Source organism: Hoeflea sp. YIM 152468 (assembly GCF_029210485.1).
GTDB lineage: Bacteria > Pseudomonadota > Alphaproteobacteria > Rhizobiales > Rhizobiaceae > Hoeflea.
The window spans coordinates 66,340-87,518 of sequence record NZ_JARGET010000011.1; the positions used below are offsets into that span (position 1 = coordinate 66,340).

The window sequence follows — 21,179 nt, forward strand, 5'->3', positions numbered from 1 at the left end:
GATGCACCTGCTTGTTGCACAGAAGGGAAGCTTGAGCGATGGCGATGAGGCCGTCGATCTCGGACAGAGCCCCGGTGACATTCTGTTCTTGAGTGCGGCGGATACTGAACTGGCCAGCATCGCAGCAGCACGGCAGACGACAGGTCAATTGAACTGGCGTCTGGCGAGCCTGAGCGATCTCAAACATCCGATGTCGGTCGACACCTTTGTGGCGAAGATGGCGCCGAAGGCCAGGCTGGTGATCGTCCGTGCGCTCGGCGGCGCGAGCTATTTTGCCTATGCGCTGGAAAGCCTGCACGCCGCATCAATCGCCAACGGCTTCAAGATTGCGGCGCTTCCCGGCGATGACCGGCCTGATCCGGGGCTGGAGCCGCTGTCGACGCTGGAGGCGGCGCAGCGCGACCAGCTTTGGGCCTATCTGATCGAAGGCGGCGCCGAGAATGCCCGCGGCCTGATCGAGTATGCCGAGGCCCTGATTGAAGGCGGCGAGCGGCCCGCACCGGCCGCGCCGTTGCTCAAGGCGGGGTTGTGGCATCCGACCGTCAGCAGCCCCGAGCTTGCGGATCTGAGCAGGGACTGGATCAAAGACGCGCCGGTGGTGGCGATCTGTTTTTACCGGGCGCTGGTGCAGAGCGGTCAGACCGCGCCGGTACGCGCCTTGTGCGAGGCGCTCAAAGCCGGGGGCGCCAATGCGCTGCCGATTTTTGTCTCGAGCCTCAAGGATCCGGTTTCGGTTGGCACAGTGGAGGCGATTTTTGCCGATGCCGCACCCGACGTGGTGATCAATGCCACCGGCTTTGCGGTGTCGTCGCCCGGAAGCCAGACCAAGGGCACAGTGCTGGAATCGACCGGTGCGCCGGTGCTGCAGGCCGTGTTTGCCGGCGGGGGACGCGAAGCCTGGGCCGCATCGCAGCAGGGTCTGACCTCGCGTGATCTGGCGATGCATGTGGCATTGCCCGAAGTTGATGGCCGGGTGCTGGCCCGGGCGGTGTCGTTCAAATCGGCGGCGCGGTTTGACGAGATGGTTGAGGCCAATATCGTCACCCATGCGCCGGAGCCGGACCGGGTGCAGTTTGTCGCCGAACTGGCATCGCGCTGGGCGCGGTTGGCGCGGACGCCAGCGGCTGAGCGCCGGGTGGCCATTGTGCTGGCCAATTATCCCAACCGGGACGGCCGCATCGCCAATGGCGTCGGGCTTGATACACCGGCAGGCACCGTCGAGGTGCTGCGGGCTATGGCCGAAACCGGATACCAGGCGGGCGAGCTCCCCGCTGACGGCGATGCGCTGGTGCATGCATTGAAGGCCGGGCCGACCAATGCCATTGGCGACGGCCGCAGCGGCGGCGTGCCGCTGACGCTTGACGACTATCAGGCGTTTTTCGAGACGCTCGACGCGTCGATCCGAAGTGCGGTGACCGAGCGCTGGGGCGCACCGGAAGCCGACCCGTTTTATCGCGATGGGGCGTTTCATCTGGCGCTGCTGAGATTCGGCAATGTTGCTGTCGGCATCCAGCCCGCCCGCGGTTACAACATCGACCCCAAGGCCAGCTATCATGCGCCGGATCTGGTGCCGCCGCATGGCTATTTCGCCTTCTATGCCTGGCTGCGCCGGAGCTTCGATGTCCATGCAGTTGTGCATATGGGCAAGCATGGCAATCTCGAATGGCTGCCGGGCAAGGCGCTGGCCTTGTCGCAGAGCTGCTATCCGGAAGCCGTGCTCGGGCCGCTGCCGCATGTCTATCCGTTCATCGTCAATGATCCGGGCGAGGGGACACAGGCCAAGCGGCGCACCTCGGCGGTGATCATCGACCATCTGACGCCGCCCTTGACCCGGGCCGAGAGCTACGGGCCGCTGAGGGATCTCGAAGCGCTGGTCGATGAGTTTTACGAGGCGTCGGGTCACGACCCGCGACGGTTGAAGTTGCTCAAAGCCCAGATCCTCGACCTGGTACGTGATATCGGACTGGATGCCGATGCCGGAATCGTGCCGGGCGATGATGATGATCTGGCGCTGGAAAAGCTCGACGCCTGGCTGTGCGACCTCAAGGAAATGCAGATCCGCGACGGGCTGCACATTTTCGGGCTCTCGCCCGAGGGCGGGCTGCTGATCGACCTCACGGTGGCGCTGGCGCGGATCAAGCGCGGCGAAGCGCCAGGTGAGGACAGCCTGCAGCGGGCGATCGCGCGGGACATGGAGTTCACCGGGTTCGACCCGCTCGATTGCCCGATGGCAGAGCCATGGACCGGGCCGAAGCCTTCAATCCTGCAAGTGGTCTCGGACGATCTCTGGCGCACCCACGGCGACACCGTCGAGCGGATCGAGCTGCTGGCGATCGAGCTGGTCTCGGGCCGCGTCGCATTGCCGGAAAACTGGCCGGCCACGGCTGCAGTGATGGAGAACATCCAGACCCTGATCAGACCCTCGGTGGAGGCCTGCGGTGCCGCCGAAATCCAAGGTCTGCTGACGGCGCTTGATGGCCGTTTCGTGGCACCCGGACCCTCCGGCGCGCCAACGCGGGGACGACCCGATGTGCTGCCGACGGGACGCAATTTCTACTCAGTCGACAGCCGCGCGGTGCCGACGCCGGCGGCGTGGGAGCTGGGCCGGAAATCGGCGGAACTGCTGGTCACCCGGCATGCGCAGGATCACGGCGAATGGCCGACCTCGATGGCGCTGACCGCCTGGGGCACGTCGAACATGCGTACCGGCGGCGATGATATCGCCCAGGCGCTGGCGCTGATTGGGGCAAAGCCGGTCTGGGATCCTGCTTCGCGGCGGGTCACCGGCTACGAGATCATTCCCCTGGCAATGATGCGCCGGCCGCGGGTTGATGTGACCCTGCGAATTTCGGGATTTTTCCGAGACGCCTTTCCGGATCAGATCGCGCTGTTTGACCGGGCTACCCGCGCTGTTGCGGCGCTGGACGAGGAGGAAGCGGACAATCCGCTGGCCGCCCGGGCGCGGGCTGAGACCGCCGGGCTGATCGCCGGTGGGGCATCTCCGGAGGCTGCCGCACGGCAGTCCTCGTTCCGGGTGTTCGGCTCCAAGCCAGGCGCCTATGGCGCAGGCCTGCAGGCGCTGATGGACGAGGGCGGCTGGACCGAGCGCAGCGAACTGGCCGAGGCTTTCGTCGTCTGGGGCGGCTATGCCTATGGCGCGGGCAACGAAGGTCAGGCGGCGCACGAGCTGTTCGAGCAGCGGCTGTCGACGGTCGAGGCGGTGGTTCAGAACCAGGACAACCGCGAGCATGACCTGCTCGATTCCGATGACTATTACCAGTTCGAAGGTGGCATGACGGCGGCGGTGGAAGCGGCCCGGGGAAGCCGTCCCGCGATCTATCACAATGACCATTCGCGGCCCGAGCGTCCGGTGATCCGCTCACTGGAAGAAGAAATTGCCCGCGTTGTGCGGGGCCGGGCGGTCAATCCGAAATGGATCGACGGCGTCAAGCGTCACGGCTACAAGGGCGCCTTCGAGATGGCGGCGACCGTCGACTATCTGTTTGCTTTTGCCGCGACCACCGGAGCGGTGCGTGACGCCCATTTCGAGGCCGTCTACCAGGCCTACCTGATGGACGAGGACACGCTGGCGTTCCTGCGCGACAAGAATCCGGACGCGCTCAGGGAAATGGCGGCGAAATTCGATGAAGCGATCGACCGGGGACTGTGGACGCCGAAGAGCAATTCGGCCAGATTTGTGCTCGCTGAAGCTGGCGACAAGCTTATGCCAGATCACGGAGACCGGGCATGACACTGGCAATTTTCACGGTTGAAGGCGAAGGCAGGGATTTTGCCGATACGGTCGAAGCCATCATCGATGGCACGGCAGCCAAGCTTGGGTTGCCGTTCGAGCCTGAGCAGCTGCAGCTCAAGGCCTGTGATGCGACCGGAGAACTGGCTGGCGGGCTGACCGCGCACACGGTTCAGGACTGGCTGTTCATCAAGCTGCTCGGCATTGCCGAAGCCCAGCGTGGCAGCGGTGCCGGCCGTGCGCTTCTGGCCCGGGCGGAGGAGTTTGCCCGGCAGAAGCGGCTGGTCGGGGTCTATCTCGACACGTTCGCCTTCCAGGCGCCGGGATTTTACCAGAGTATGGGCTATACTGAATGCGGTCGATTGCCGGCGGTTGATGGCGCGGCGCAACGGATCTGGTTCGCCAAGACCTTTGATGACACTGCGGATAACAAGATCTGAGGAATGCAACTTGAACCGGCAGGTATTGCCGGTCAGGATTGATGATGAACAGGGATGCACCGAGATGAGCGAACGTGGAAAAATCACAGACACCATGAGCGAAGAGCAGCTCAATGAGCGCCATGCCGAAAAGATGAAGAAGAAGAAGGTCGCGCGTGACAAGATCATTGCCACCAAAACCATCGAGAAGGGCCTGGTGATCGTTCACACCGGCAAGGGCAAGGGCAAGTCGACGGCGGCCTTCGGCATGATCTTTCGCGCCATCGGCAACGGCATGAAGGTCGGCATCGTCCAGTTCGTCAAGGGCAAATGGTCGACCGGTGAACGCAAGGTATTGGAAGCCTTCCCCGACCAGGTGACAATGGCGACGATGGGGCAGGGCTTTACCTGGGAAACCCAGGATCGTGGACGCGATATCGCGGCTGCGGGTGAAGCCTGGCAGAAGGCCCGCGAGATGATCCTTGATCCCGAGATCGACATGGTGCTGTGCGACGAGCTCAACATCGTGCTGCGCTACGACTATCTCGATGTCGCTGACGTGATCGAAACGCTGAAGGCCAAGCCGGAGATGAAGCATGTCATCATCACCGGCCGCAACGCCAAGGAAGAGCTGATCGAATTTGCCGATCTGGTCACCGAGATGGAAGTGATCAAGCATCCGTTCCGCTCCGGTGTGAAGGCGCAGGTCGGGGTGGAGTTCTAATGCCTGTCGCGTGGCGAGCCTGCCGGCAAGCTGGCGGTTCCAGGCTCTGGTCGCGGCGGTGTTTGCAGCACTGACCGCGATCTTGGCCAGGATCGGCATCAACAAGCTCGGAAGTGATCTGGCCACCTTCATCCGTCCCTTGCGTGATCATGCTGGGGCCTGGCCGTGTTTTGATCGCGCTCAAATCACGGTGAAACAGGCAGTGCCGGCAAGCGCGGCAAGGCTTACTCGTCCGGGTCACATTCCTCAATGTAGCATGTATCATTGGATGGCGTCAGACGGGCGCATTCGTTGAGCGCGCGCTCGATCGCATCCTCCTCATACTCGTAGTCATAGCTGTAGCCATAGGTGCCATCAGAGGCGAGGGCGATGCAGCCCCAGGCCAGGGCAGGGCTCGCCGAGGACACGGCAACAATTGCGGCGCAAAGGCCCGCCAGCAGCAATTTCCCAGATGCCTTCATGATCAAACCCCAAAAGAATTCCCAATCGCGGCACATTATGCTTTTCCCTTGGAGAAGCAATGCGGAATATTCCTTGGTCGTCAGATGTTTAACCAGATCCGGATCGGGTTTGCCGGATCGGCGAGAAGCTTCGCCGCAAGTGCGATGCAGGTGATCACCAAGAGCGGCTTGATGATCCTGGCGCCGTTTTTCATCGCCAGCCGTGATCCGGCTTGGGCACCGGCGAACTGGGCGGCGCCCATCATCAGTCCGATCTTCCAGGAAATCACGCCGACAAAGGCAAACACCGCAAAGCCGCCGAGATTGGAGGCAAAGTTCAACAGCTTTGTATGGGCTGTGGCCTTGAGCAGGCCGAAGCCTGCAAGCGCAACGAAGGCCAGCATGTAGAACGATCCGGCGCCGGGACCGAAGACACCGTCATAAAAACCGATCACCGGCACGATCATCAGGCCGAAGAGAAACGGCGAAAGCCGCCGGGCGCGATCAATGTCGCCCATATTCGGCTTGACCGCGAAATATAGCGCAATGGCGACCAGCAGGAACGGCAGGAAGGCGCGGAAAATATCTCCGGGAATGACGGTGGCCAGGATCGCACCAAGCGCCGAACCTGCTGCTGCCAGCAGCGCGGGGCCGATCTGGCTCTTGAGGTCGACATGGCCTTTGCGGGCATAGGCAACGGTTGCCGAGCCCGAACCGAACAGGCCCTGCAGCTTGTTGGTGCCAAGCGCTTCAACCGGAGAGAAGCCAGCCAGCAGCAGCGCCGGCACCGCGATCAGACCGCCGCCGCCGGCGATCGAATCGACAAAACCGGCCATGAAAGCCGCCGCCAGCAGCAGCAAGGTCAGAATCAGTGTCGGATCGTCCATGAATTGCCTGTCTTTGGGAATGTGCACGCGGATGCGCGCGGGAAGCTATGGCATGCAGCGCATCGCTGGACAATCGGCTTGCGCTTGCTGTCCCGCCAATTCCCGGGGGAATCCTCCTCGACCGGAGGGGGCTGGCGCAAGCAGTGACATGTCATGTTCTGATGACCCGGACGCTCCAGCGCAAGCCGGATTGGATTGGCGCGCTTCAGCTCCTGTCTGAAAGTCCGTGAGAGACGCCAAGCTACCGATGCTGGTGCGGATGGTGTGTGCGGGCGGCGTTTTGCTGCTTTGACAGGTTGACACAGCCGTGCGATCCGCTTTTCTAGACGGCAGGGTGGCGACCGCAGGCCAACACCATCGTGGATGGCGGCGACGGTCGGCTGATCGGCTGGATGGCCATGCTGCTCGGGCCGGGCTTGAGCCGGCGCGGATGACCAAGGAAAAGGGTAGCCCATGACTGATGCGGCAAAAGACAACGGAACGTTCGGCGAGCGGGTGCGGGCTTTTCTCGATCTGAATACGTCAATGGACAAGGTGGCAAACGATCGGATGCTGACTGCCGAACTGCTGCTGCTGGTGAGAATGTCCTTTGCCAACAAGGCGGTCGACCCTGCCGAAGCCGATGCGTTTGCCGCCATCTGCACCCGGCTGCTGGGGCTTAATGGCGACGAACTGACCGACATCCTCAAATATCTCAATGATTTCGGCTACGAGACCACCGACGCCCAGGCGGCAGATATGCTGGCGGGTCTCGATGAAGCGCGCAAACGCCAAATTCTTGATCATATGGCCATGGTTGCCAAGGCTGATGGCGAAGTCGATCCGCGCGAACGGCGTCTGCTGGAAGCGACGGCGCGGCGGCTGGGTTTCGCCTGACACGATTTCCCAAACCGCGCGTTCGGTTTTGGCGCAGATCAGCGTCTGGTTGCCGCATTCGGTGTTTGACCTGCAAATCCCGAACGCCTATGACATGGACTCATGTGCGACGGCGCCTGATGACAGGCTGAGAACTATTCCGGTGCGACCGACTTAATTCAAGGGTCAACTCCGGAGCTGTCCAGTTCGGTAAGATGAGAGGATCCCTGTGGTCGTTTCGCTTCATCCGGCGTATCGTGCTGAAGTTGTCACGCTGTCCGGAGGCTACCGATGCGCACCCTTGTCTACTCCCTGATTTTCTCGATTCCCGGCGCGTCGCTCGCGCTCGCTCATGGTGGCCATGTCGGCGAACTGGCCGGCCACTCGCATTGGGTCGGCTGGGCTGCGGCTGCGGCGGCAGGTGCCATTGCGGCCTGGGCGATCAAGCGCGGCACCAGGAAGAAGTCAAACGCCCAGAACAATGCTGACGAAGCCGAATCCGACGCGCGACCAGACTCCGCGGAGGCTTGAGTTTTGAGCAAGACAGAGATTCCCGAGACGACCGGCATCATGGTGTGCGGTCACGGCAGCCGCAACCAGAACGCTGCCCAGCAATTCGCCACCGTGGCCGAAGGACTCAAAGCCCGTTATCCGGACACGCCGGTGGAATATGGCTATCTCGAATTCTGCAACCCGGTGATTTCCGAAGGGCTCGACCGGCTTCGCGCCAAGGGTGTCACGCGGGTGCTGGCGGTGCCGGGCATGCTGTTTGCCGCTGGCCACGCCAAGAACGACATTCCCTCGGTGCTCAACACCTACCAGGCGCAAAATCCGGGCATGGTGATCAGCTACGGACGCGAACTGGGCATTGATCTGAAGATGATCCGCGCTGCAGGCGAACGGATCCAGCAGGCGCTCGACACGGCCAACAAGGAGCAGGGCGAGGTTGCGCTGCATGATACGCTGCTGATGGTGGTTGGCCGCGGATCGTCCGATCCGGACGCCAATTCCAACGCATCGAAGGTGATGCGGATGCTGTGGGAAGGCTTTGGCTTCGGCTGGGCCGAGACCTGCTATTCGGGCGTCACGTTTCCGCTGGTCGGTCCGGGGCTCAGTCATGCAGCCAAGCTCGGCTACAAGCGCATCATCGTGTTTCCGTATTTCCTGTTCACCGGCGTGCTGGTCAAGCGGATCTATGCGCAGACCGACGAGGTGGCGGCCAGCCATCCCGATATCCAGTTCATCAAGGCTTCCTATCTCAACGATCATCCGCTGGTGATCGACACCTTCCAGGACCGGGTGCAGGAGATCCTCGATGGTCAGGCGCTGATGAACTGCCAGATGTGCAAGTACCGCGAGCAGGTGCTGGGCTTTGAGGCCGAAGTGGGGTTGCCGCAGGAAAGCCACCACCACCATGTCGAAGGCATTGGCGGCGGGCTGGAGGATTGCCCCTGCAAGGGCGATTGCGATGCCTCGTGCCGCGAGGAAGAGTTCTGCAAGGAGCACGGGCTGCCGTGGACGCCGGTGCACAGTCATGCAAGTCCGGCAGATCTGGAACCTGTGCATGATCATTCGCACGCGCATGACCATAGCCACGGGCACGATCATCATCATGGCCACGGGCATAGCCACGATCATGTCCACGGGCATGACCACGGGCATGACCACAGCCACTCCCACTCCCACGATCATCATCACCATCCCTATCCGCATGCCGACCATCCGCATGGCCCACGGTCGATGGAAAAGAAGAAGGCCTGAGGCATGGTTGCCTCCGCCCCCATCCGCGATCCGGCTGAAATCTACCGGAAGTCCTTCGCCATCATCCGCGCGGAGGCCGATCTTGCGCGGTTTGATGCCGATTCCCAGGAGGTGGTGGTCCGGATGATCCATGCCTGCGGCATGGTGGATCTGGCTGCTGATATCGTTGTCTCATCAGAACTGACGGCATCCGCGCGGGCTGCGCTGCAGGCTGGTGCACCGGTGCTGTGTGATGTGGAAATGGTGCGTCAGGGTATAATCACCCGGCTGATGCCTGCCGGCAACGAGGTGCTGTGCCTGCTCAATGAGCCGCAGGTGCGCGTGATCGCGGCGCGCGATGCGACCACCCGGTCTGCGGCGCAGGTCGATCTGTGGGTCGAGCGGATGGCGGGTGCGGTGATTGCGATCGGCAATGCACCGACGGCTTTGTTCCGGCTGCTCGAACTGATCGATGCAGGAGCGCCCAGGCCGGCAGCGATACTCGGCATACCTGTGGGGTTCGTCGGCGCGGTGGAAAGCAAGGACGCGCTGATTGCGAATCCGCGCGGAGTCGAGTTTCTCGCGGTCAAAGGCCGTCGTGGCGGCAGTGCGCTGGCCAGTTCGGCTGTCAACGCGATTGCCGGAGGGCTTGAAGGGCATGGCTGAGGCTCCGTGGCTGACCATCATCGGCATCGGCGACAATGGTCTCGACAGTCTGACACCGCCGGCGCGAATGCTGTTTGAGGCGGCGCAGACCATCATTGCACCGGAGCGGGTGCTGGCGCGGATTGACTGCGGCGGGCGCGAAACCATTGCCTGGACCTTCGGCATCAAGGAAACACTCGCCTTTGTTATGGCGCGGCGCGGAACGCCGGTGACGATCCTCGCCACCGGCGACCCGATGTTTTTTGGCGTCGGCGCCACCTTGATGCGTCACATGGATGCTGCGGAGATGCGGGTGATCCCGTCGCCTTCGGCCTTCTCCCTGGCCGCCGCACGGCTTGGATGGGCGCTGCAGGACGTGGCGATGATATCGCTGCATGGGCGCTCGGTGCACGGGCTGGCCGCACATGTCCAGCCAGGCAACCGGATCCTTGCGCTGACCTCGACCGGCCAAACGGTGATCGAGGCCGCCCAGATCCTGAGCGCGGGCGGCTATGGCCGGTCCGCGATGCATGTGCTTGAACATATCGGCGGGCCGGATGAGCGCAGCAAGGTTCTGCGCGCCGACCGGATTGCTGCTGACAAGCCGAACTTCGCCGATTTCAACACGCTGGCAATTGAATGTGAAACTCAGCCGGGAACGGTGCTGCTGCCGTCCGTTCCGGGCCTTCCAGATGAGGCTTTTGAGCATGACGGGCAATTGACCAAGCGGGAGGTCAGGGCGATGACGCTGGCCCGGCTAGGCCCTGTTCCCGGAGGACTGATGTGGGATGTCGGTGCGGGGTGCGGGTCAATCGGGATCGAGTGGATTCGGGCTGCCCGGGGCGCCAAGGCGATCGCCATTGAAGCCAGCGACGCGCGCCGGACCATGATGGCACGCAATGCCATCGCCCTGGGTGCGCCGGGGCTGGATATCATCGCAGGCACGGCGCCAGATGCGCTTGCCGATCTTGCAAGTCCGGATGCGGTTTTCATCGGCGGCGGCGTCTCGCATGACGGCGTCTTTGAGGCCGCATGGGACGCGCTCAAGCCCTCGGGCCGCATGGTTGCCAATGCGGTGACGGTGGAAGGTGAGGCGCGACTGTTCGCGCTGCACGCAGTGCATGGCGGCGAGTTGATCCGCCTGCAGGTGAGCCGTGCCGAACCGGTCGGCCGCTACCTCGGCTGGAAGCCGATGATGCCCGTGACGCTCTGGTCGGTGACCAAGGAGCAGGCATGACCGGTAAATTGTACGGGCTCGGACTTGGTCCGGGCGATCCCGATCTGATCACGTTGAAGGCGCACAAGATCCTGCAAAGGGTTCCGGTGATCGCCTGGCCTGCGCCCGACACGGGCCCGAGTTTTGCCCGCGCCATCGCCGCCCCGCATCTGCCCGGCGGCCAGATGGAAATACCGATTGTGGTGCCGATGCGGACCGACCGGTTTCCGGCGCGCGACGTCTATGACAAGGCCTCCGTCGAAATTGCGGCGCATCTCGATGTTGGCCGCGACGTGGCGGTGCTGTGCGAGGGAGATCCGTTCTTCTACGGCTCGTTCATGTATGTATTCGAGCGGCTGGCGGCCAAGTACCCGACCGAAGTGGTTCCGGGTGTCTCTTCGATGATGGCTGCAGCCAGTGCGGCCGGTCGGCCGCTGGCGGCGCGCAACGATGTGCTCACCGTTCTGCCGGGGCCACTTGGCAACGAAGAGCTCACAAAAAGAATCAACGCGTCAGATGCATTAGCGATCATTAAGATAGGCAGGCATTTCAACCGCTTGCGCGCGCTAATTGGCAAAATGAATCTGCTGCCTCATGCATTTTATGTCGAGCGGGTTTCCCTCGAGGCGGAACGCCTGATGCCGCTTGCGGAGGTGGCAGAAGACACCGCCCCCTATTTTTCGATGATCCTGATCTACAAGGGCGGCGAGGACTGGATCCAGACCCTGCCCGGGAGCAAAGCATGACCACATCTGCCGCCATTCTCATTCTCTCCGAGGCTGCCTTGCCAATGGCGCGGCGCATCGCTGCTGCAACCGGTGGCGAAGTGCATGGACTGGCCCGGCGTATCACCGGAACCGTTGACGTAACCTTTACGGAGACAGACCAACATTTGGGGGGGCTGTTTCGTGACGGCCGAACCATTGTCGCGCTGATGGCATCGGGGGCGGTGATCCGGCTGCTGGCGCCACACCTTAATGACAAGATGAGCGAGCCGCCGGTCATCGCTGTTGCCGAAGACGGGTCTGCGGTTATTCCCCTGCTTGGCGGCCATCACGGGGCCAATGATCTGGCGCGCAAGATCGCGGATCGGATTGAAGGTTTCGCCGCCATCACCACGGCGGGCGATCTCAAATTCGGCGTTGCGCTGGATGCGCCGCCGGAAGGCTGGGTTCTAGCCAATCCGGAAAACGCCAAGCAGGTGATGGCCGATCTGGTGGCCGGCAGTTCCGTGCGGCTTGAGGGGGAAGCGCTATGGCTGGCGGAAAGCGGGCTGGAACTTTCAGCGGATGCTGAGATCGCGTTGGTGGCGTCAGATCGTGCAATCCCCGTCCCGGCGGATGGTCTGCTTTACCATCCCAAATCTCTGGTGCTGGGGATCGGATGCGAGCGCGGCGCTGATGGTGATGAAGCTCTGGGCCTTGCGCTCGATAGCCTGGCTCAGTCGGGTCTGTCGCCCGCATCGGTGGGGCTTGTGGCTTCCATCGACGTGAAGGCCGACGAGGCAGCAGTGCACCATGTGGCGAGCCATTTTGGTTGCCCGGCCCGGTTCTTTGATGCGGCAACGCTTGAAGCGGAAACGCCGCGGCTGAAACACCCCTCCGACATCGTCTTTGCCGAAGTCGGATGCCATGGTGTGTCCGAGGGCGCGGCACTGGCGGCAGTCGGTGCAGCTGGCGAGCTGGTTGCGGAAAAGCGCAAGAGCCGCCGCGCCACCTGCGCCATCGCGCGCGCGACGGCGCCGTTCACGACCGCCAATCTGCCGGGCAGGGCGCGGGGCAAATTGATGGTGGTCGGCATCGGGCCGGGGTCTGATGGCTGGCGCTCGCCAGAGGTTTCGCAAATGGTTTCTGTTTCGACGGATCTGGTTGGCTACTCGCTCTATCTCGATCTGCTCGGGCCGCTGGCCAGCGGCAAGGCGCGGCATGATTTCGATCTCGGCAAGGAAGAGGCGCGGGTGCGTCACGCCATGGAGCTCGCCGGCAAGGGCAAGTCGGTGGCGCTGGTCTGTTCCGGTGACGCCGGGATTTACGCCATGGCGACGCTGGTGTTTGAACTGCTCGACAAGGCCGATGGTCCCGAGGGCCTGACGGCAGAGGCACGGCGGATCGAGATTGCGGTCTCGCCCGGCATCTCGGCGTTGCAGGCAGCTGCCGCGCGCGCCGGTGCGCCGCTGGGGCATGATTTCTGCACCATCTCGCTGTCGGACCTGCTGACGCCGTGGGAAGACATCAAGCGCCGGGTCACTGCGGCGGGCGAGGGTGATTTCGTCATCGCGTTCTACAATCCGGTGTCAAAGAAGCGCCGCACCCAACTGGCCTGGGCGCGCGACACGCTGCTCGAGCATCGCCCGGCCTCGACGCCGGTGATTCTTGCGACCAATCTGGGCCGAGACGGCGAGCTGATCCGCATCGTGCCGCTGGGTGCACTCGAAGTCGACGATGTCGACATGCTGACCGTGGTCGTGGTCGGCTCATCCAACTCCTCGACGGTTGCCACCGGCGACGGCAGGACCTGGGTCTACACACCGCGCGGTTACGCCCGCAAGCAAGGCACCGCCATGACATCTATCGTTTCAGGAGACGCGGCATGACCGTCTATTTCATCGGCGCCGGACCTGGCGCACCCGACCTCATCACCGTGCGTGGATTGAAGCTGATTGAGCGCTGCCCGGTGTGTCTTTATGCCGGTTCGCTGGTACCCGAAGAGATCGTCCACGCGGCGCCGGAAACTGCGCTGGTCAAGGACACCGCGCCGATGCATCTCGACGAGATCATTGCCGACATGAAAACAGCGCATGAAGCCGGTCAGGATGTGGCGCGGGTACATTCGGGCGACCCGGCGATCTATGGTGCGGTGGCCGAGCAGATGCGGCGGCTGGATGCACTTGAGATCGATTATGAAGTGGTGCCCGGTGTGCCGGCCTTTGCCGGCGTGGCGGCACGGCTCGCCACCGAACTGACGTTGCCGGAAGTCGCCCAGACCATCATCATCACCCGCACCGGGATGAAGGCGTCGTCGATGCCGGAATTCGAACAGCTGGAAATTCTCGGCCAATCGCGGGCGACGCTGGCGATCCATCTGTCGATCCGCAATCTCGATTATGTGCGGCGGTCGCTGGAACCTTACTATGGTGCCGACTGCCCGGTGGTGATTGCCTACCGCGCCACCTGGCCGGATGAGCTGTTCATTCGCACCACGCTTGAGGGCATGAAGGAAGAGGTGCGCAAGCACAAGATCACCCGCACGGCGCTGATCATGGTCGGAAAGGTGTTTGGCGATGTCAGTTTTCGCGACAGTGATCTCTACAATGCCGAGTACTCGCATGTGCTCAGGAATGTCGGAAAGAAGAAGAAGGTGAAGGCCGCTTGAGCCGCACTGAGCCTCACTCCGGCGAATAATCCGGCAGTTCGGCCTGTTGCTTCTTTGGCAGGCCTGTGCGGACGCGCCAATAGGACTGGAAGATGCGGTCGCGGAGTTCGCCGGGCTCCATATCCCACGGCAGCAACACCCATGAACGATGGAAATACGGCGCTTTGGTCCCGACGCCCATTTCGATCAACATTGTCGCGGTTTCCACGCTATCGGTCTTGATCGCGACGCCTGGCGTCACAGCGCCGATCGAGGCGAACATCTTGCCACCGATCTTCCAGGCATCGTGGCCTCCACCCCAGGGGTCGGACACTTCGGCGCCTGGCAAACTTGCGCATATGGAATTGACTGTTTGGCGGCTCACGGGGTTGGTTCCCTGTTCAATCGGGCCCATTTTGCCATGGGCATCAGGCGTGCGGCAACCGCTGCAACCAAAATGCGGAAAGCCATCGGCAGCCAAAAAATTTTAGACTTCTCGCCCGACCATGATCACCGGCAGCCCCAACTGCCGTGCCGCTTCGATCTTGGCGTAGGACGCCTTGCCGCCTGAATTGCGGCAGACGATGTGGCTGATCGAATGGGCGATCAGCAGCAGTGTCTCCACCGCTGCGCTGTCGCCGGGACGGCCCAGGACCAGAGCATGGTCGGGGAGCTCCAGAGGGGTCTCCGGCAGGTCGATCATGCGGACGACGAAATGCACGTCGTCGCGGCTGGCAAACAGGCCGATATGTTGCGAGCCCAAGGCCAGCAGCACGCGGGCGCGGGGCGGGATCGCGTCACGCGCCTGTTCCAGTGTTTCGACTTCTATCCAGTTGTCGCCTTGCTGCCTGACCCACGGCGTTCGCGTCCGGATCTCGAGCGGCACGCCGGCGAGTTTGCAGGCGTCAATCGCGTTGGCGCTGATCTGGCGGGCAAACGGATGAGTGGCGTCGATGAGACGGGTGACGCAGTTTTCCTGCAGATAGGAGGCGAGCCCCTCGACACCACCAAAGCCGCCGCTGCGGACTTCGCCTTCCAGCGGTGCAGGTTCTCTTGTGCGGCCGGCCAGCGAGGTGATGATCCGGGCCCCGGGTTTTGCCGCGACCAGTTGGCTTGCCAGCTTTGCAGCTTCCGCCGTGCCACCCAGGATCAGAATGGTCTCACGCGATTGGCTGTCAGCTGGCATGGGCAAGCAGGGCTCCGGCGCGATCGGTGACCATGACATCGACTGCGACCGGCGCGCCGCGCAATGTATCGAGTGTCACAGTGCGGGCTTGGGCGGCGATGGCGGCCGGGAGATCAAGTCCCTGATCTCGAGTCAATTCAAGCACTTCCATCGCTGTGTTGGCAGACAGAATCCGCTCCCTCAATTCCACATGAGCGCCCAGAGTTTCAGCTTGTCCGGCCAGCCATTGCATGTCGACCTGGCTGCGGCCCGAATGCAGGTCGAGTGCGCCCTGGGCGAGCTTGCTCAGCTTGGCAAAACCGCCGGCGATGGTCAGGCGCGGCACCGGATGAACACGGAGATATTTGAGCAGGCCGCCGGCGAAATCGCCCATGTCGAGACAGGCGACATCGGGGAGACCGTGAAAACTTTGCGCGGTTTTTTCCGAGGTCGAGCCCGTGGCGCCGAGTACATGCGGAAATCCTTCGGCGCGGGCGACGTCGATGCCGCGATGGATCGAGTGGATCCAGGCGGCGCAGGAATAGGGATGGACGATGCCTGTGGTGCCGAGCACCGAGAGCCCGCCGATGATACCCAGCCGCGGGTTCCAGGTCTGCAGCGCCAGTTCAGCGCCATTCTCGATGGCGATCTCGATCTCGATGTCGGGCGAGATCCGATGTGCGCTGCAGAGGGCTGTGACAACCTCGGTCATCATCCTGCGGGGAACCGGATTGATGGCGGCTTCGCCTACAGCAATCGGCAAGCCGGCTTTGGTGACGGTGCCGACGCCGTCACCGGCCCTGAAGACAATGCCCGCGCCTTCGGGCAAACGGCGTACACTTGCCATGACAAGCGCGCCGTGGGTGACATCAGGGTCGTCGCCCGCATCCTTGATGATGCCGGCCATGGCGTGTTGATCACTGCGCGCCTCGCGGGCGAGCGGAAAATATGGCTGTTCTCCCTTGGGCAGGGTGATTGTCACCGGATCGGGAAAGTCCCCGGCAAGCAGCGCGGTCAATGCGGCCTTGGTGGCGGCTGTTGCGCACGCGCCGGTGGTCCAGCCGCGGCGCAGCGCCGTGGCGGGTTTTTCCATCCGGATTTCGTTTTCGCCAGCGTCCATGTCGCAGTTCTTGATCGTGTCTTGCCTGTTGCCGTTATAGAGTGTGATTGATACGGGTGTAACCCTCGGGGCCTGACGGTAGAGCGTCGGTTGAATGAATGGAATAGCATGACTGACTGGCAACACAATCTGCCGCAGATGGAGCCGGGCGAGGTCTGGCTTGTGGGAGCCGGGCCGGGCGATCCGGGCCTGCTGACCCTGCATGCCGCCAATGCGCTCAGCCAGGCTGACGTGATCATTCATGACGCGCTCGTCAACGCCGATTGCCTCAAGCTGGCACGAACCGGAGCCAGCCTCGAATATGCCGGCAAACGCGGCGGCAAACCCTCGGCCAAACAACGTGACATTTCGTTGCGGCTGGTCGAGCTGGCGCGCGAGGGGCATCGCGTGTTGCGGCTCAAGGGCGGTGATCCGTTTGTCTTCGGCCGAGGCGGGGAGGAAGCATTGACGCTGGTCGAGAATCACATTCCGTTCCGGATCGTGCCGGGGATCACCGCCGGAATCGGCGGGCTTGCCTATGCCGGGATCCCGGTGACCCATCGCGACACCAACCACACGGTGACCTTTCTGACCGGGCACGATTCGTCCGGCCTGGTGCCCGACCGGATTGACTGGGTCGGCGTGGCGCGCGGCAGCCAGGTGATTGTGATGTACATGGCGATGAAACATATTTCGACCATTGCCGCGCGCCTGATCGACGCGGGACGTGATGCCGATGAGCCGGTGGCCTTCGTCACCGATGCGTCGACCGCCGCGCAGAATGTGCTCGAGACGACGCTTGGCCGCGCTGCGGTCGATGTTGCGGCGTCCGGTCTGCAACCGCCGGCCATCGTTGTTGTCGGACAAGTGGTGCGACTCCGGTCGGCGCTTGACTGGATGGGAGCCGCCGCCGGCAGGGTGCTGACCGCAGACCCGCTTGGAAACCGCGCCGAGGCGCAGAAAGATACCGCATGACCGGTTTGATGATTGCCGCGCCCCAGTCCGGCGCCGGCAAGACAACTGTGACATTGGGCCTGCTCAGGGCGTTCAAGCGCCGCGGCGTGGCGCTGGCACCTGGCAAGGCGGGGCCGGACTATATTGATCCGGCCTTTCATGCCGCCGCCAGCGGCCGGTCCTGTCTCAATTATGATCCGTGGGCGATGCGCAGTGATCTGCTCTTGGCCAATGCATCGCTGCAATCGCAGGGCGGACGCATGCTTTTGATCGAGGCGATGATGGGTCTGTTTGACGGTGCAGCGGACGGCTCGGGTTCGGCTGGTGATCTTGCAGGGTTACTCGGACTGCCGGTCATATTGGTGATCAATTGCGCCAGCATGTCACATTCGGTGGCGGCGCTGGCGCACGGATTTGCCAATTTCCATCCAGACGTGCTGGTGCCAGGTGTCATTCTCAACCAGGTCGGCAGTGCACGACATGAAGGCATGCTGCGCCAGGCACTCGAGAAAGCCCGCATCGACGTGATCGGGGCGCTGCCGCGAAACGAAAAACTGAGGCTGCCGCAGCGCCATCTGGGACTGGTGCAGGCCAGTGAGAACGATCAGCTGGCGACGTTGATCGATGATGCGGCCGACATGATGGAGAGCCGCATTGATCTCGACAAGCTGTTGAGGCTGGCGCAAAGGGCGCTCCCCAAGCCGTCTCCGGCAAATATTCCGCGGCTTCCGCCACCAGGGCAGAAGATCGCGGTGGCGCGGGACATCGCCTTCGCTTTCGCCTATGATCATATGCTGCTTGGCTGGCAGAGGCGGGGGGCGGAATTGTCGTTCTTTTCGCCGCTGGCCGATGAAGCCCCCGACGCCGGTTGCGACGCTGTGGTGCTGCCGGGCGGGTATCCTGAGCTTCATGCCGGTCGCATCGCCGGTGCGAAAACCTTCAAGGCGGGTATGAAGGCAGCCATTGACCGGGGCATTCCTGTCTATGGCGAGTGCGGAGGCTACATGGTGCTGGGCGACGGGTTGATAGACGGGGAGGGTGCGCGCCACGAGATGCTCGGTGCGTTGCCGCTGGTGAGCAGCTTTGCCGAGCCCAAGCGGCATCTGGGTTATCGCCGCCTGGTGCCGATGCCTGGTTTTTTCTGGAACATGGAGCTGTCGGCGCATGAGTTTCACTACGCCGGCATTGTGTCGGAAGGCGAGGCGGACGGGCGGTTGTTTTCATCGCGCGATGCACTCGGTGCCGATCTTGGCGCGGCCGGTCTGAGACGCGGCAATGTCGCCGGCTCCTTCATGCATGTGATTGACAGAATCGATTAGAGAAAATGAAACCGATCGAAGACCCCATCGCCCATGGCGGGGCGCTGTCGCAGGCAATCGCGCGGCACGGTGGCACGGCGTCGGAGTGGCTGGACCTGTCGACCGGGATCAGCCCCTTCAGCCTGCCGCTGCCGGAGCTTGCGGCCGATGTCTGGCGGCGTTTGCCGGACCCGGGCGAGGTTCAGCGGGTCTGCGAACTGGCCAAACGCCATTATGGGGGTGCAGTGGTGCCGATCGCGGTGCCTGGCTCTCAGGCCGCCATTCAGCAGCTTCCCTGGCTGACGCCGAACGCGGCGGAAGTCGCCATCGTCTCTCCGACCTATGGCGAATACCAGATGGCCTTTCGCCGGATGGACATAGCGGTTGCCCCTATCGATGCGCTTGATGCGGCTGCGGCGACGAGGGCAAGTGCGGCCGTGCTGGCAAACCCCAACAACCCGGACGGGCGGGTGACGCCGCGCGATGACATTTTCGGCTTCGCCCGCTCGCAGCGTCACCGTCTGGTCATTGTGGATGAGGCCTTTGCCGATTTGCGGCAGGACTTGTCGATGGCCGGAGCCGCCGGTGTGGAACCCAACCTGATTGTCCTGCGCTCGTTCGGCAAGTTTTTCGGCCTTGCCGGCCTGCGGCTGGGCTTTGTCTTCGCCGAAGCAGGCCTTGCCAACATCATCAGCGACCGGCTGGGGCCGTGGGCTGTGTCGGGCCCGGCGCTGGCGATCGCCGCTCATGCGTTTACACGCGATGATCTGGTCAATGAGCTTCGCGCCAAGCTGGACAAGGCACACCGGATAACGCGATCAGCGCTGAACATGGCGCGGGTGTCAATCACCGGCGAGACGCCGCTGTTTTTCTGTTGCGAGGTGGGCGACGGGGCAGCGGTGCGGGATGCTTTGGCGGAGCACCAGCTCCTGGTGCGCGCCTTTGATCATAGCCCTTCGCTGATCCGTATCGGTCTGGTGCCTGACGATCTCTCTGCCGTCCGGCTCCGCGAGACCTTGCGAATTGTCGGCGCGCGAGCGGTGTCGTGAGCCATCTGCTGGTGTTGCTGCTGGCCCTGGTCGGCGACCGGGTTGTCGGGGATCCGGACTGGCTCTGGCGGCGGATCAGTCATCCGGTGGTGTTTTTCGGTTACGCCATCGGGTTTGCCGACAGCCGCTTCAACCGGTCCTCGGATGGCGCCAAGCTGCGCCGTTGCAAGGGATGGATCGTCCTTGTCCTTCTGCTGGGGCTGTCTGCGCTTGGCGGTTGGGCTCTGGCATGCCTGTTCGGCGGGCTTGGTGTTGCCGGAATGGCGTTTGAGGTGGTGGTGGTGGCGGTTTTTCTGGCGCAGAAAAGCCTTGCAGACCATGTCATCGCGGTGGCCGACGGCTTGCGTGAAGGGGGGGTGGCCGGAGGCCGAACAGCGGTGGCGATGATCGTCGGGCGAGATCCCGATGTGCTGGACCAGGCGGGGGTTTCACGCGCCGCGATCGAAAGCCTGGCTGAGAATTTTTCGGACGGGATCATCGCGCCGGCTCTGTGGTATGCGCTTTTGGGTCTGCCTGGCCTGTTGGCCTACAAGATGCTCAACACTGCCGATTCAATGATCGGGCATCTCAATGAGCGTCACGGAGATTTCGGGCGCGGCGCGGCGAAGCTGGATGATTTGGCCAACTGGCCCGCGGCGCGGCTGTCGGCTGTGCTGATCGCGGCCGGCGCCGGGCTGGCGCGGGGAACCACTTCCATGCGCAACGCGATGGAGGCGGCGCTGGTGGATTCCGGGCTGCATCGCTCACCCAATGCGGGTTGGCCCGAAGCGGCCATGGCTGGAGCCCTTGGCCTGGCGCTTGCCGGACCACGTCAGTATGGCGGCGAGATGGTCATGGAACCCAGCCTGAATGCTTCCGGGCGCCAGCAAGCCGGCGAGGGCGACATACGGGCGGCACTGAGCGTCTTCGAGCGTGCCTGCGACTGCCTTGCCACGATCGTTCTACTGTCAATTCTGTTTTGCATTTAACTCCGCTATATCAATTGGTTAATTTGAAGTGTCGAATTTGCCACCGCATTTTAACTTTAACTCATCGGCTCATCTGTATAAATTGGTCTTCGGCTAGTACAATCAGGTACAGGGCAATTGGGGAGACACATATGCGCAATCTGTTTTTGGCTGGGATTCTTGCCCTTTCACTGCTGCCGCTGTCGGCGGCTTCCGCGTTCGCAGCCAAGCTTGTGGCCAATGTGGATATTTCATCGCAGACCATGGTGGTCAGCTACAACGGCAAGGTAAAGTACAAGTGGCCTGTTTCCACCGGCCGCAAGGGATACTCGACTCCGACCGGTTCCTATTCGGCCAAATGGCTGTCACGCCATCACCGGTCCCGCAAATACAACAATGCGCCGATGCCCTATGCGGTGTTTTATCATCGCGGCTATGCCGTGCATGCGACCTACGATACCAAGCGGCTCGGACGTGTTGCTTCGCATGGTTGCGTTCGTCTGGCGCCGGAACATGCGGCAAAGTTCTTTTCGCTTGTGCAAAAGACCGGCAACAGCAACACCCGCATTGTCGTCAAACACTGATCCATACACCGGGCCTGGCGCAAATCAGGCCCACCGCAACGCCGCGCGATCATCT

21 protein-coding genes are annotated in these 21,179 nt (G+C 62.8%); 16 read left to right on the plus strand and 5 right to left on the minus strand.

Annotation, left to right across the window (positions count from 1 at the left end):
• The first annotated feature begins 1 nt into the window (after position 1).
• The 3 genes from cobN to cobO all read left to right on the plus strand — a co-directional run bounded on the left by cobN (position 2) and on the right by cobO (position 4,894).
• The gene (gene cobN / locus PZ897_RS05485) at positions 2 to 3,751 is read left to right on the plus strand and encodes a cobaltochelatase subunit CobN (RefSeq protein ID WP_275750629.1); all 3,750 of its coding nucleotides are present in this window, start codon (positions 2 to 4) and stop codon (positions 3,749 to 3,751) included.
• The gene (locus tag PZ897_RS05490) at positions 3,748 to 4,191 is read left to right on the plus strand and encodes a GNAT family N-acetyltransferase (RefSeq protein ID WP_275750631.1); all 444 of its coding nucleotides are present in this window, start codon (positions 3,748 to 3,750) and stop codon (positions 4,189 to 4,191) included. Before cobN ends, PZ897_RS05490 begins: the two co-directional genes overlap by 4 nt.
• Positions 4,192 to 4,255: 64 nt before the next feature.
• The gene (cobO, locus tag PZ897_RS05495; protein ID WP_275751018.1) at positions 4,256 to 4,894 is read left to right on the plus strand and encodes a cob(I)yrinic acid a,c-diamide adenosyltransferase; all 639 of its coding nucleotides are present in this window, start codon (positions 4,256 to 4,258) and stop codon (positions 4,892 to 4,894) included.
• A 224-nt stretch (positions 4,895 to 5,118) separates the two neighbouring features.
• Here cobO and PZ897_RS05500 read toward each other — a convergent pair whose 3' ends face one another.
• Positions 5,119 to 5,355: a DUF4189 domain-containing protein gene (locus PZ897_RS05500; protein ID WP_275750633.1), complete on the minus strand. Its 237-nt coding sequence runs from the start codon at positions 5,353 to 5,355 to the stop codon at positions 5,119 to 5,121.
• 80 nt (positions 5,356 to 5,435) lie between these two features.
• Positions 5,436 to 6,221, minus strand: coding sequence for a TSUP family transporter (locus tag PZ897_RS05505; RefSeq protein ID WP_275750635.1), 786 nt, complete (start codon positions 6,219 to 6,221; stop codon positions 5,436 to 5,438).
• A gap of 453 nt (positions 6,222 to 6,674) precedes the next feature.
• On the opposite strand from PZ897_RS05505, the gene PZ897_RS05510 reads away from it, so the two are divergent.
• From PZ897_RS05510 to cobM, 8 genes are all read left to right on the plus strand, one after another.
• The gene (locus PZ897_RS05510) at positions 6,675 to 7,097 is read left to right on the plus strand and encodes a TerB family tellurite resistance protein (protein WP_275750637.1); all 423 of its coding nucleotides are present in this window, start codon (positions 6,675 to 6,677) and stop codon (positions 7,095 to 7,097) included.
• Between the two features lie 270 nt (positions 7,098 to 7,367).
• Complete coding sequence (locus PZ897_RS05515; RefSeq protein WP_275750639.1) at positions 7,368 to 7,607, plus strand: DUF6732 family protein; 240 nt, start codon at positions 7,368 to 7,370, stop codon at positions 7,605 to 7,607.
• An 18-nt stretch (positions 7,608 to 7,625) separates the two neighbouring features.
• Positions 7,626 to 8,837: a sirohydrochlorin chelatase gene (locus tag PZ897_RS05520; RefSeq protein WP_275751020.1), complete on the plus strand. Its 1,212-nt coding sequence runs from the start codon at positions 7,626 to 7,628 to the stop codon at positions 8,835 to 8,837.
• Between the two features lie 3 nt (positions 8,838 to 8,840).
• Positions 8,841 to 9,482: a precorrin-8X methylmutase gene (locus tag PZ897_RS05525; protein WP_275750641.1), complete on the plus strand. Its 642-nt coding sequence runs from the start codon at positions 8,841 to 8,843 to the stop codon at positions 9,480 to 9,482.
• Positions 9,475 to 10,698 (plus strand): precorrin-6y C5,15-methyltransferase (decarboxylating) subunit CbiE, encoded by a 1,224-nt coding sequence (cbiE, locus tag PZ897_RS05530; protein ID WP_275750643.1) that lies wholly within the window; start codon positions 9,475 to 9,477, stop codon positions 10,696 to 10,698. The genes PZ897_RS05525 and cbiE overlap by 8 nt, the downstream gene beginning before the upstream one ends.
• Positions 10,695 to 11,423 (plus strand): precorrin-2 C(20)-methyltransferase, encoded by a 729-nt coding sequence (gene cobI / locus PZ897_RS05535; RefSeq protein ID WP_275750644.1) that lies wholly within the window; start codon positions 10,695 to 10,697, stop codon positions 11,421 to 11,423. Before cbiE ends, cobI begins: the two co-directional genes overlap by 4 nt.
• Positions 11,420 to 13,270 (plus strand): precorrin-3B C(17)-methyltransferase, encoded by a 1,851-nt coding sequence (cobJ, locus tag PZ897_RS05540; protein WP_275750645.1) that lies wholly within the window; start codon positions 11,420 to 11,422, stop codon positions 13,268 to 13,270. The genes cobI and cobJ overlap by 4 nt, the downstream gene beginning before the upstream one ends.
• Entirely contained in the window at positions 13,267 to 14,049 is a 783-nt protein-coding gene (gene cobM / locus PZ897_RS05545) for a precorrin-4 C(11)-methyltransferase (protein WP_275750647.1), read from the plus strand. Before cobJ ends, cobM begins: the two co-directional genes overlap by 4 nt.
• 13 nt (positions 14,050 to 14,062) lie before the next feature.
• Here cobM and PZ897_RS05550 read toward each other — a convergent pair whose 3' ends face one another.
• The 3 genes from PZ897_RS05550 to PZ897_RS05560 all read right to left on the minus strand — a co-directional run bounded on the left by PZ897_RS05550 (position 14,063) and on the right by PZ897_RS05560 (position 16,313).
• Positions 14,063 to 14,413 carry an MmcQ/YjbR family DNA-binding protein gene (locus PZ897_RS05550; RefSeq protein WP_275750649.1) on the minus strand — a complete coding sequence of 117 codons (351 nt, stop codon included), beginning with the start codon at positions 14,411 to 14,413 and terminating at the stop codon, positions 14,063 to 14,065.
• A gap of 102 nt (positions 14,414 to 14,515) precedes the next feature.
• On the minus strand, positions 14,516 to 15,214 hold the full coding sequence (locus tag PZ897_RS05555) for a cobalt-precorrin-6A reductase (protein WP_275750651.1): 699 nt from the start codon (positions 15,212 to 15,214) through the stop codon (positions 14,516 to 14,518).
• The gene (locus tag PZ897_RS05560) at positions 15,204 to 16,313 is read right to left on the minus strand and encodes a cobalt-precorrin-5B (C(1))-methyltransferase (RefSeq protein ID WP_275750653.1); all 1,110 of its coding nucleotides are present in this window, start codon (positions 16,311 to 16,313) and stop codon (positions 15,204 to 15,206) included. Before PZ897_RS05560 ends, PZ897_RS05555 begins: the two co-directional genes overlap by 11 nt.
• A 108-nt stretch (positions 16,314 to 16,421) precedes the next feature.
• On the opposite strand from PZ897_RS05560, the gene cobA reads away from it, so the two are divergent.
• The 5 genes from cobA (at position 16,422) to PZ897_RS05585 (ending at position 21,124) form a co-directional block, all read left to right on the plus strand.
• Positions 16,422 to 17,267, plus strand: a complete 846-nt coding sequence (cobA, locus tag PZ897_RS05565; protein ID WP_275750654.1) for a uroporphyrinogen-III C-methyltransferase — start codon at positions 16,422 to 16,424, stop codon at positions 17,265 to 17,267.
• Complete coding sequence (locus PZ897_RS05570) at positions 17,264 to 18,565, plus strand: cobyrinate a,c-diamide synthase (RefSeq protein ID WP_275750656.1); 1,302 nt, start codon at positions 17,264 to 17,266, stop codon at positions 18,563 to 18,565. The genes cobA and PZ897_RS05570 overlap by 4 nt, the downstream gene beginning before the upstream one ends.
• A gap of 5 nt (positions 18,566 to 18,570) precedes the next feature.
• On the plus strand, positions 18,571 to 19,593 hold the full coding sequence (cobD, locus tag PZ897_RS05575) for a threonine-phosphate decarboxylase CobD (RefSeq protein ID WP_275750658.1): 1,023 nt from the start codon (positions 18,571 to 18,573) through the stop codon (positions 19,591 to 19,593).
• A complete protein-coding gene (gene cbiB, locus PZ897_RS05580; RefSeq protein WP_275750660.1) occupies positions 19,590 to 20,561 on the plus strand; it encodes an adenosylcobinamide-phosphate synthase CbiB in 972 nt (323 codons plus the stop codon). Before cobD ends, cbiB begins: the two co-directional genes overlap by 4 nt.
• 131 nt (positions 20,562 to 20,692) lie before the next feature.
• Complete coding sequence (locus tag PZ897_RS05585; RefSeq protein WP_275750662.1) at positions 20,693 to 21,124, plus strand: L,D-transpeptidase; 432 nt, start codon at positions 20,693 to 20,695, stop codon at positions 21,122 to 21,124.
• Positions 21,125 to 21,179: the final 55 nt, after the last annotated feature.

What these genes read in the sequence shown, in the direction of transcription:
- cobN (WP_275750629.1), top strand. Translation starts at nt 2, where the DNA reads ATGCACCTGCTTGTTGCACAGAAGGGAAGCTTGAGCGATGGCGATGAG.
- PZ897_RS05490 (WP_275750631.1), top strand. Translation starts at nt 3,748, where the DNA reads ATGACACTGGCAATTTTCACGGTTGAAGGCGAAGGCAGGGATTTTGCC.
- cobO (WP_275751018.1), top strand. Translation starts at nt 4,256, where the DNA reads ATGAGCGAACGTGGAAAAATCACAGACACCATGAGCGAAGAGCAGCTC.
- PZ897_RS05500 (WP_275750633.1), bottom strand. Translation starts at nt 5,355, where the DNA reads ATGAAGGCATCTGGGAAATTGCTGCTGGCGGGCCTTTGCGCCGCAATT.
- PZ897_RS05505 (WP_275750635.1), bottom strand. Translation starts at nt 6,221, where the DNA reads ATGGACGATCCGACACTGATTCTGACCTTGCTGCTGCTGGCGGCGGCT.
- PZ897_RS05510 (WP_275750637.1), top strand. Translation starts at nt 6,675, where the DNA reads ATGACTGATGCGGCAAAAGACAACGGAACGTTCGGCGAGCGGGTGCGG.
- PZ897_RS05515 (WP_275750639.1), top strand. Translation starts at nt 7,368, where the DNA reads ATGCGCACCCTTGTCTACTCCCTGATTTTCTCGATTCCCGGCGCGTCG.
- PZ897_RS05525 (WP_275750641.1), top strand. Translation starts at nt 8,841, where the DNA reads ATGGTTGCCTCCGCCCCCATCCGCGATCCGGCTGAAATCTACCGGAAG.
- cbiE (WP_275750643.1), top strand. Translation starts at nt 9,475, where the DNA reads ATGGCTGAGGCTCCGTGGCTGACCATCATCGGCATCGGCGACAATGGT.
- cobI (WP_275750644.1), top strand. Translation starts at nt 10,695, where the DNA reads ATGACCGGTAAATTGTACGGGCTCGGACTTGGTCCGGGCGATCCCGAT.
- cobJ (WP_275750645.1), top strand. Translation starts at nt 11,420, where the DNA reads ATGACCACATCTGCCGCCATTCTCATTCTCTCCGAGGCTGCCTTGCCA.
- cobM (WP_275750647.1), top strand. Translation starts at nt 13,267, where the DNA reads ATGACCGTCTATTTCATCGGCGCCGGACCTGGCGCACCCGACCTCATC.
- PZ897_RS05555 (WP_275750651.1), bottom strand. Translation starts at nt 15,214, where the DNA reads ATGCCAGCTGACAGCCAATCGCGTGAGACCATTCTGATCCTGGGTGGC.
- PZ897_RS05560 (WP_275750653.1), bottom strand. Translation starts at nt 16,313, where the DNA reads ATGGACGCTGGCGAAAACGAAATCCGGATGGAAAAACCCGCCACGGCG.
- cobA (WP_275750654.1), top strand. Translation starts at nt 16,422, where the DNA reads ATGACTGACTGGCAACACAATCTGCCGCAGATGGAGCCGGGCGAGGTC.
- PZ897_RS05570 (WP_275750656.1), top strand. Translation starts at nt 17,264, where the DNA reads ATGACCGGTTTGATGATTGCCGCGCCCCAGTCCGGCGCCGGCAAGACA.
- cobD (WP_275750658.1), top strand. Translation starts at nt 18,571, where the DNA reads ATGAAACCGATCGAAGACCCCATCGCCCATGGCGGGGCGCTGTCGCAG.
- PZ897_RS05585 (WP_275750662.1), top strand. Translation starts at nt 20,693, where the DNA reads ATGCGCAATCTGTTTTTGGCTGGGATTCTTGCCCTTTCACTGCTGCCG.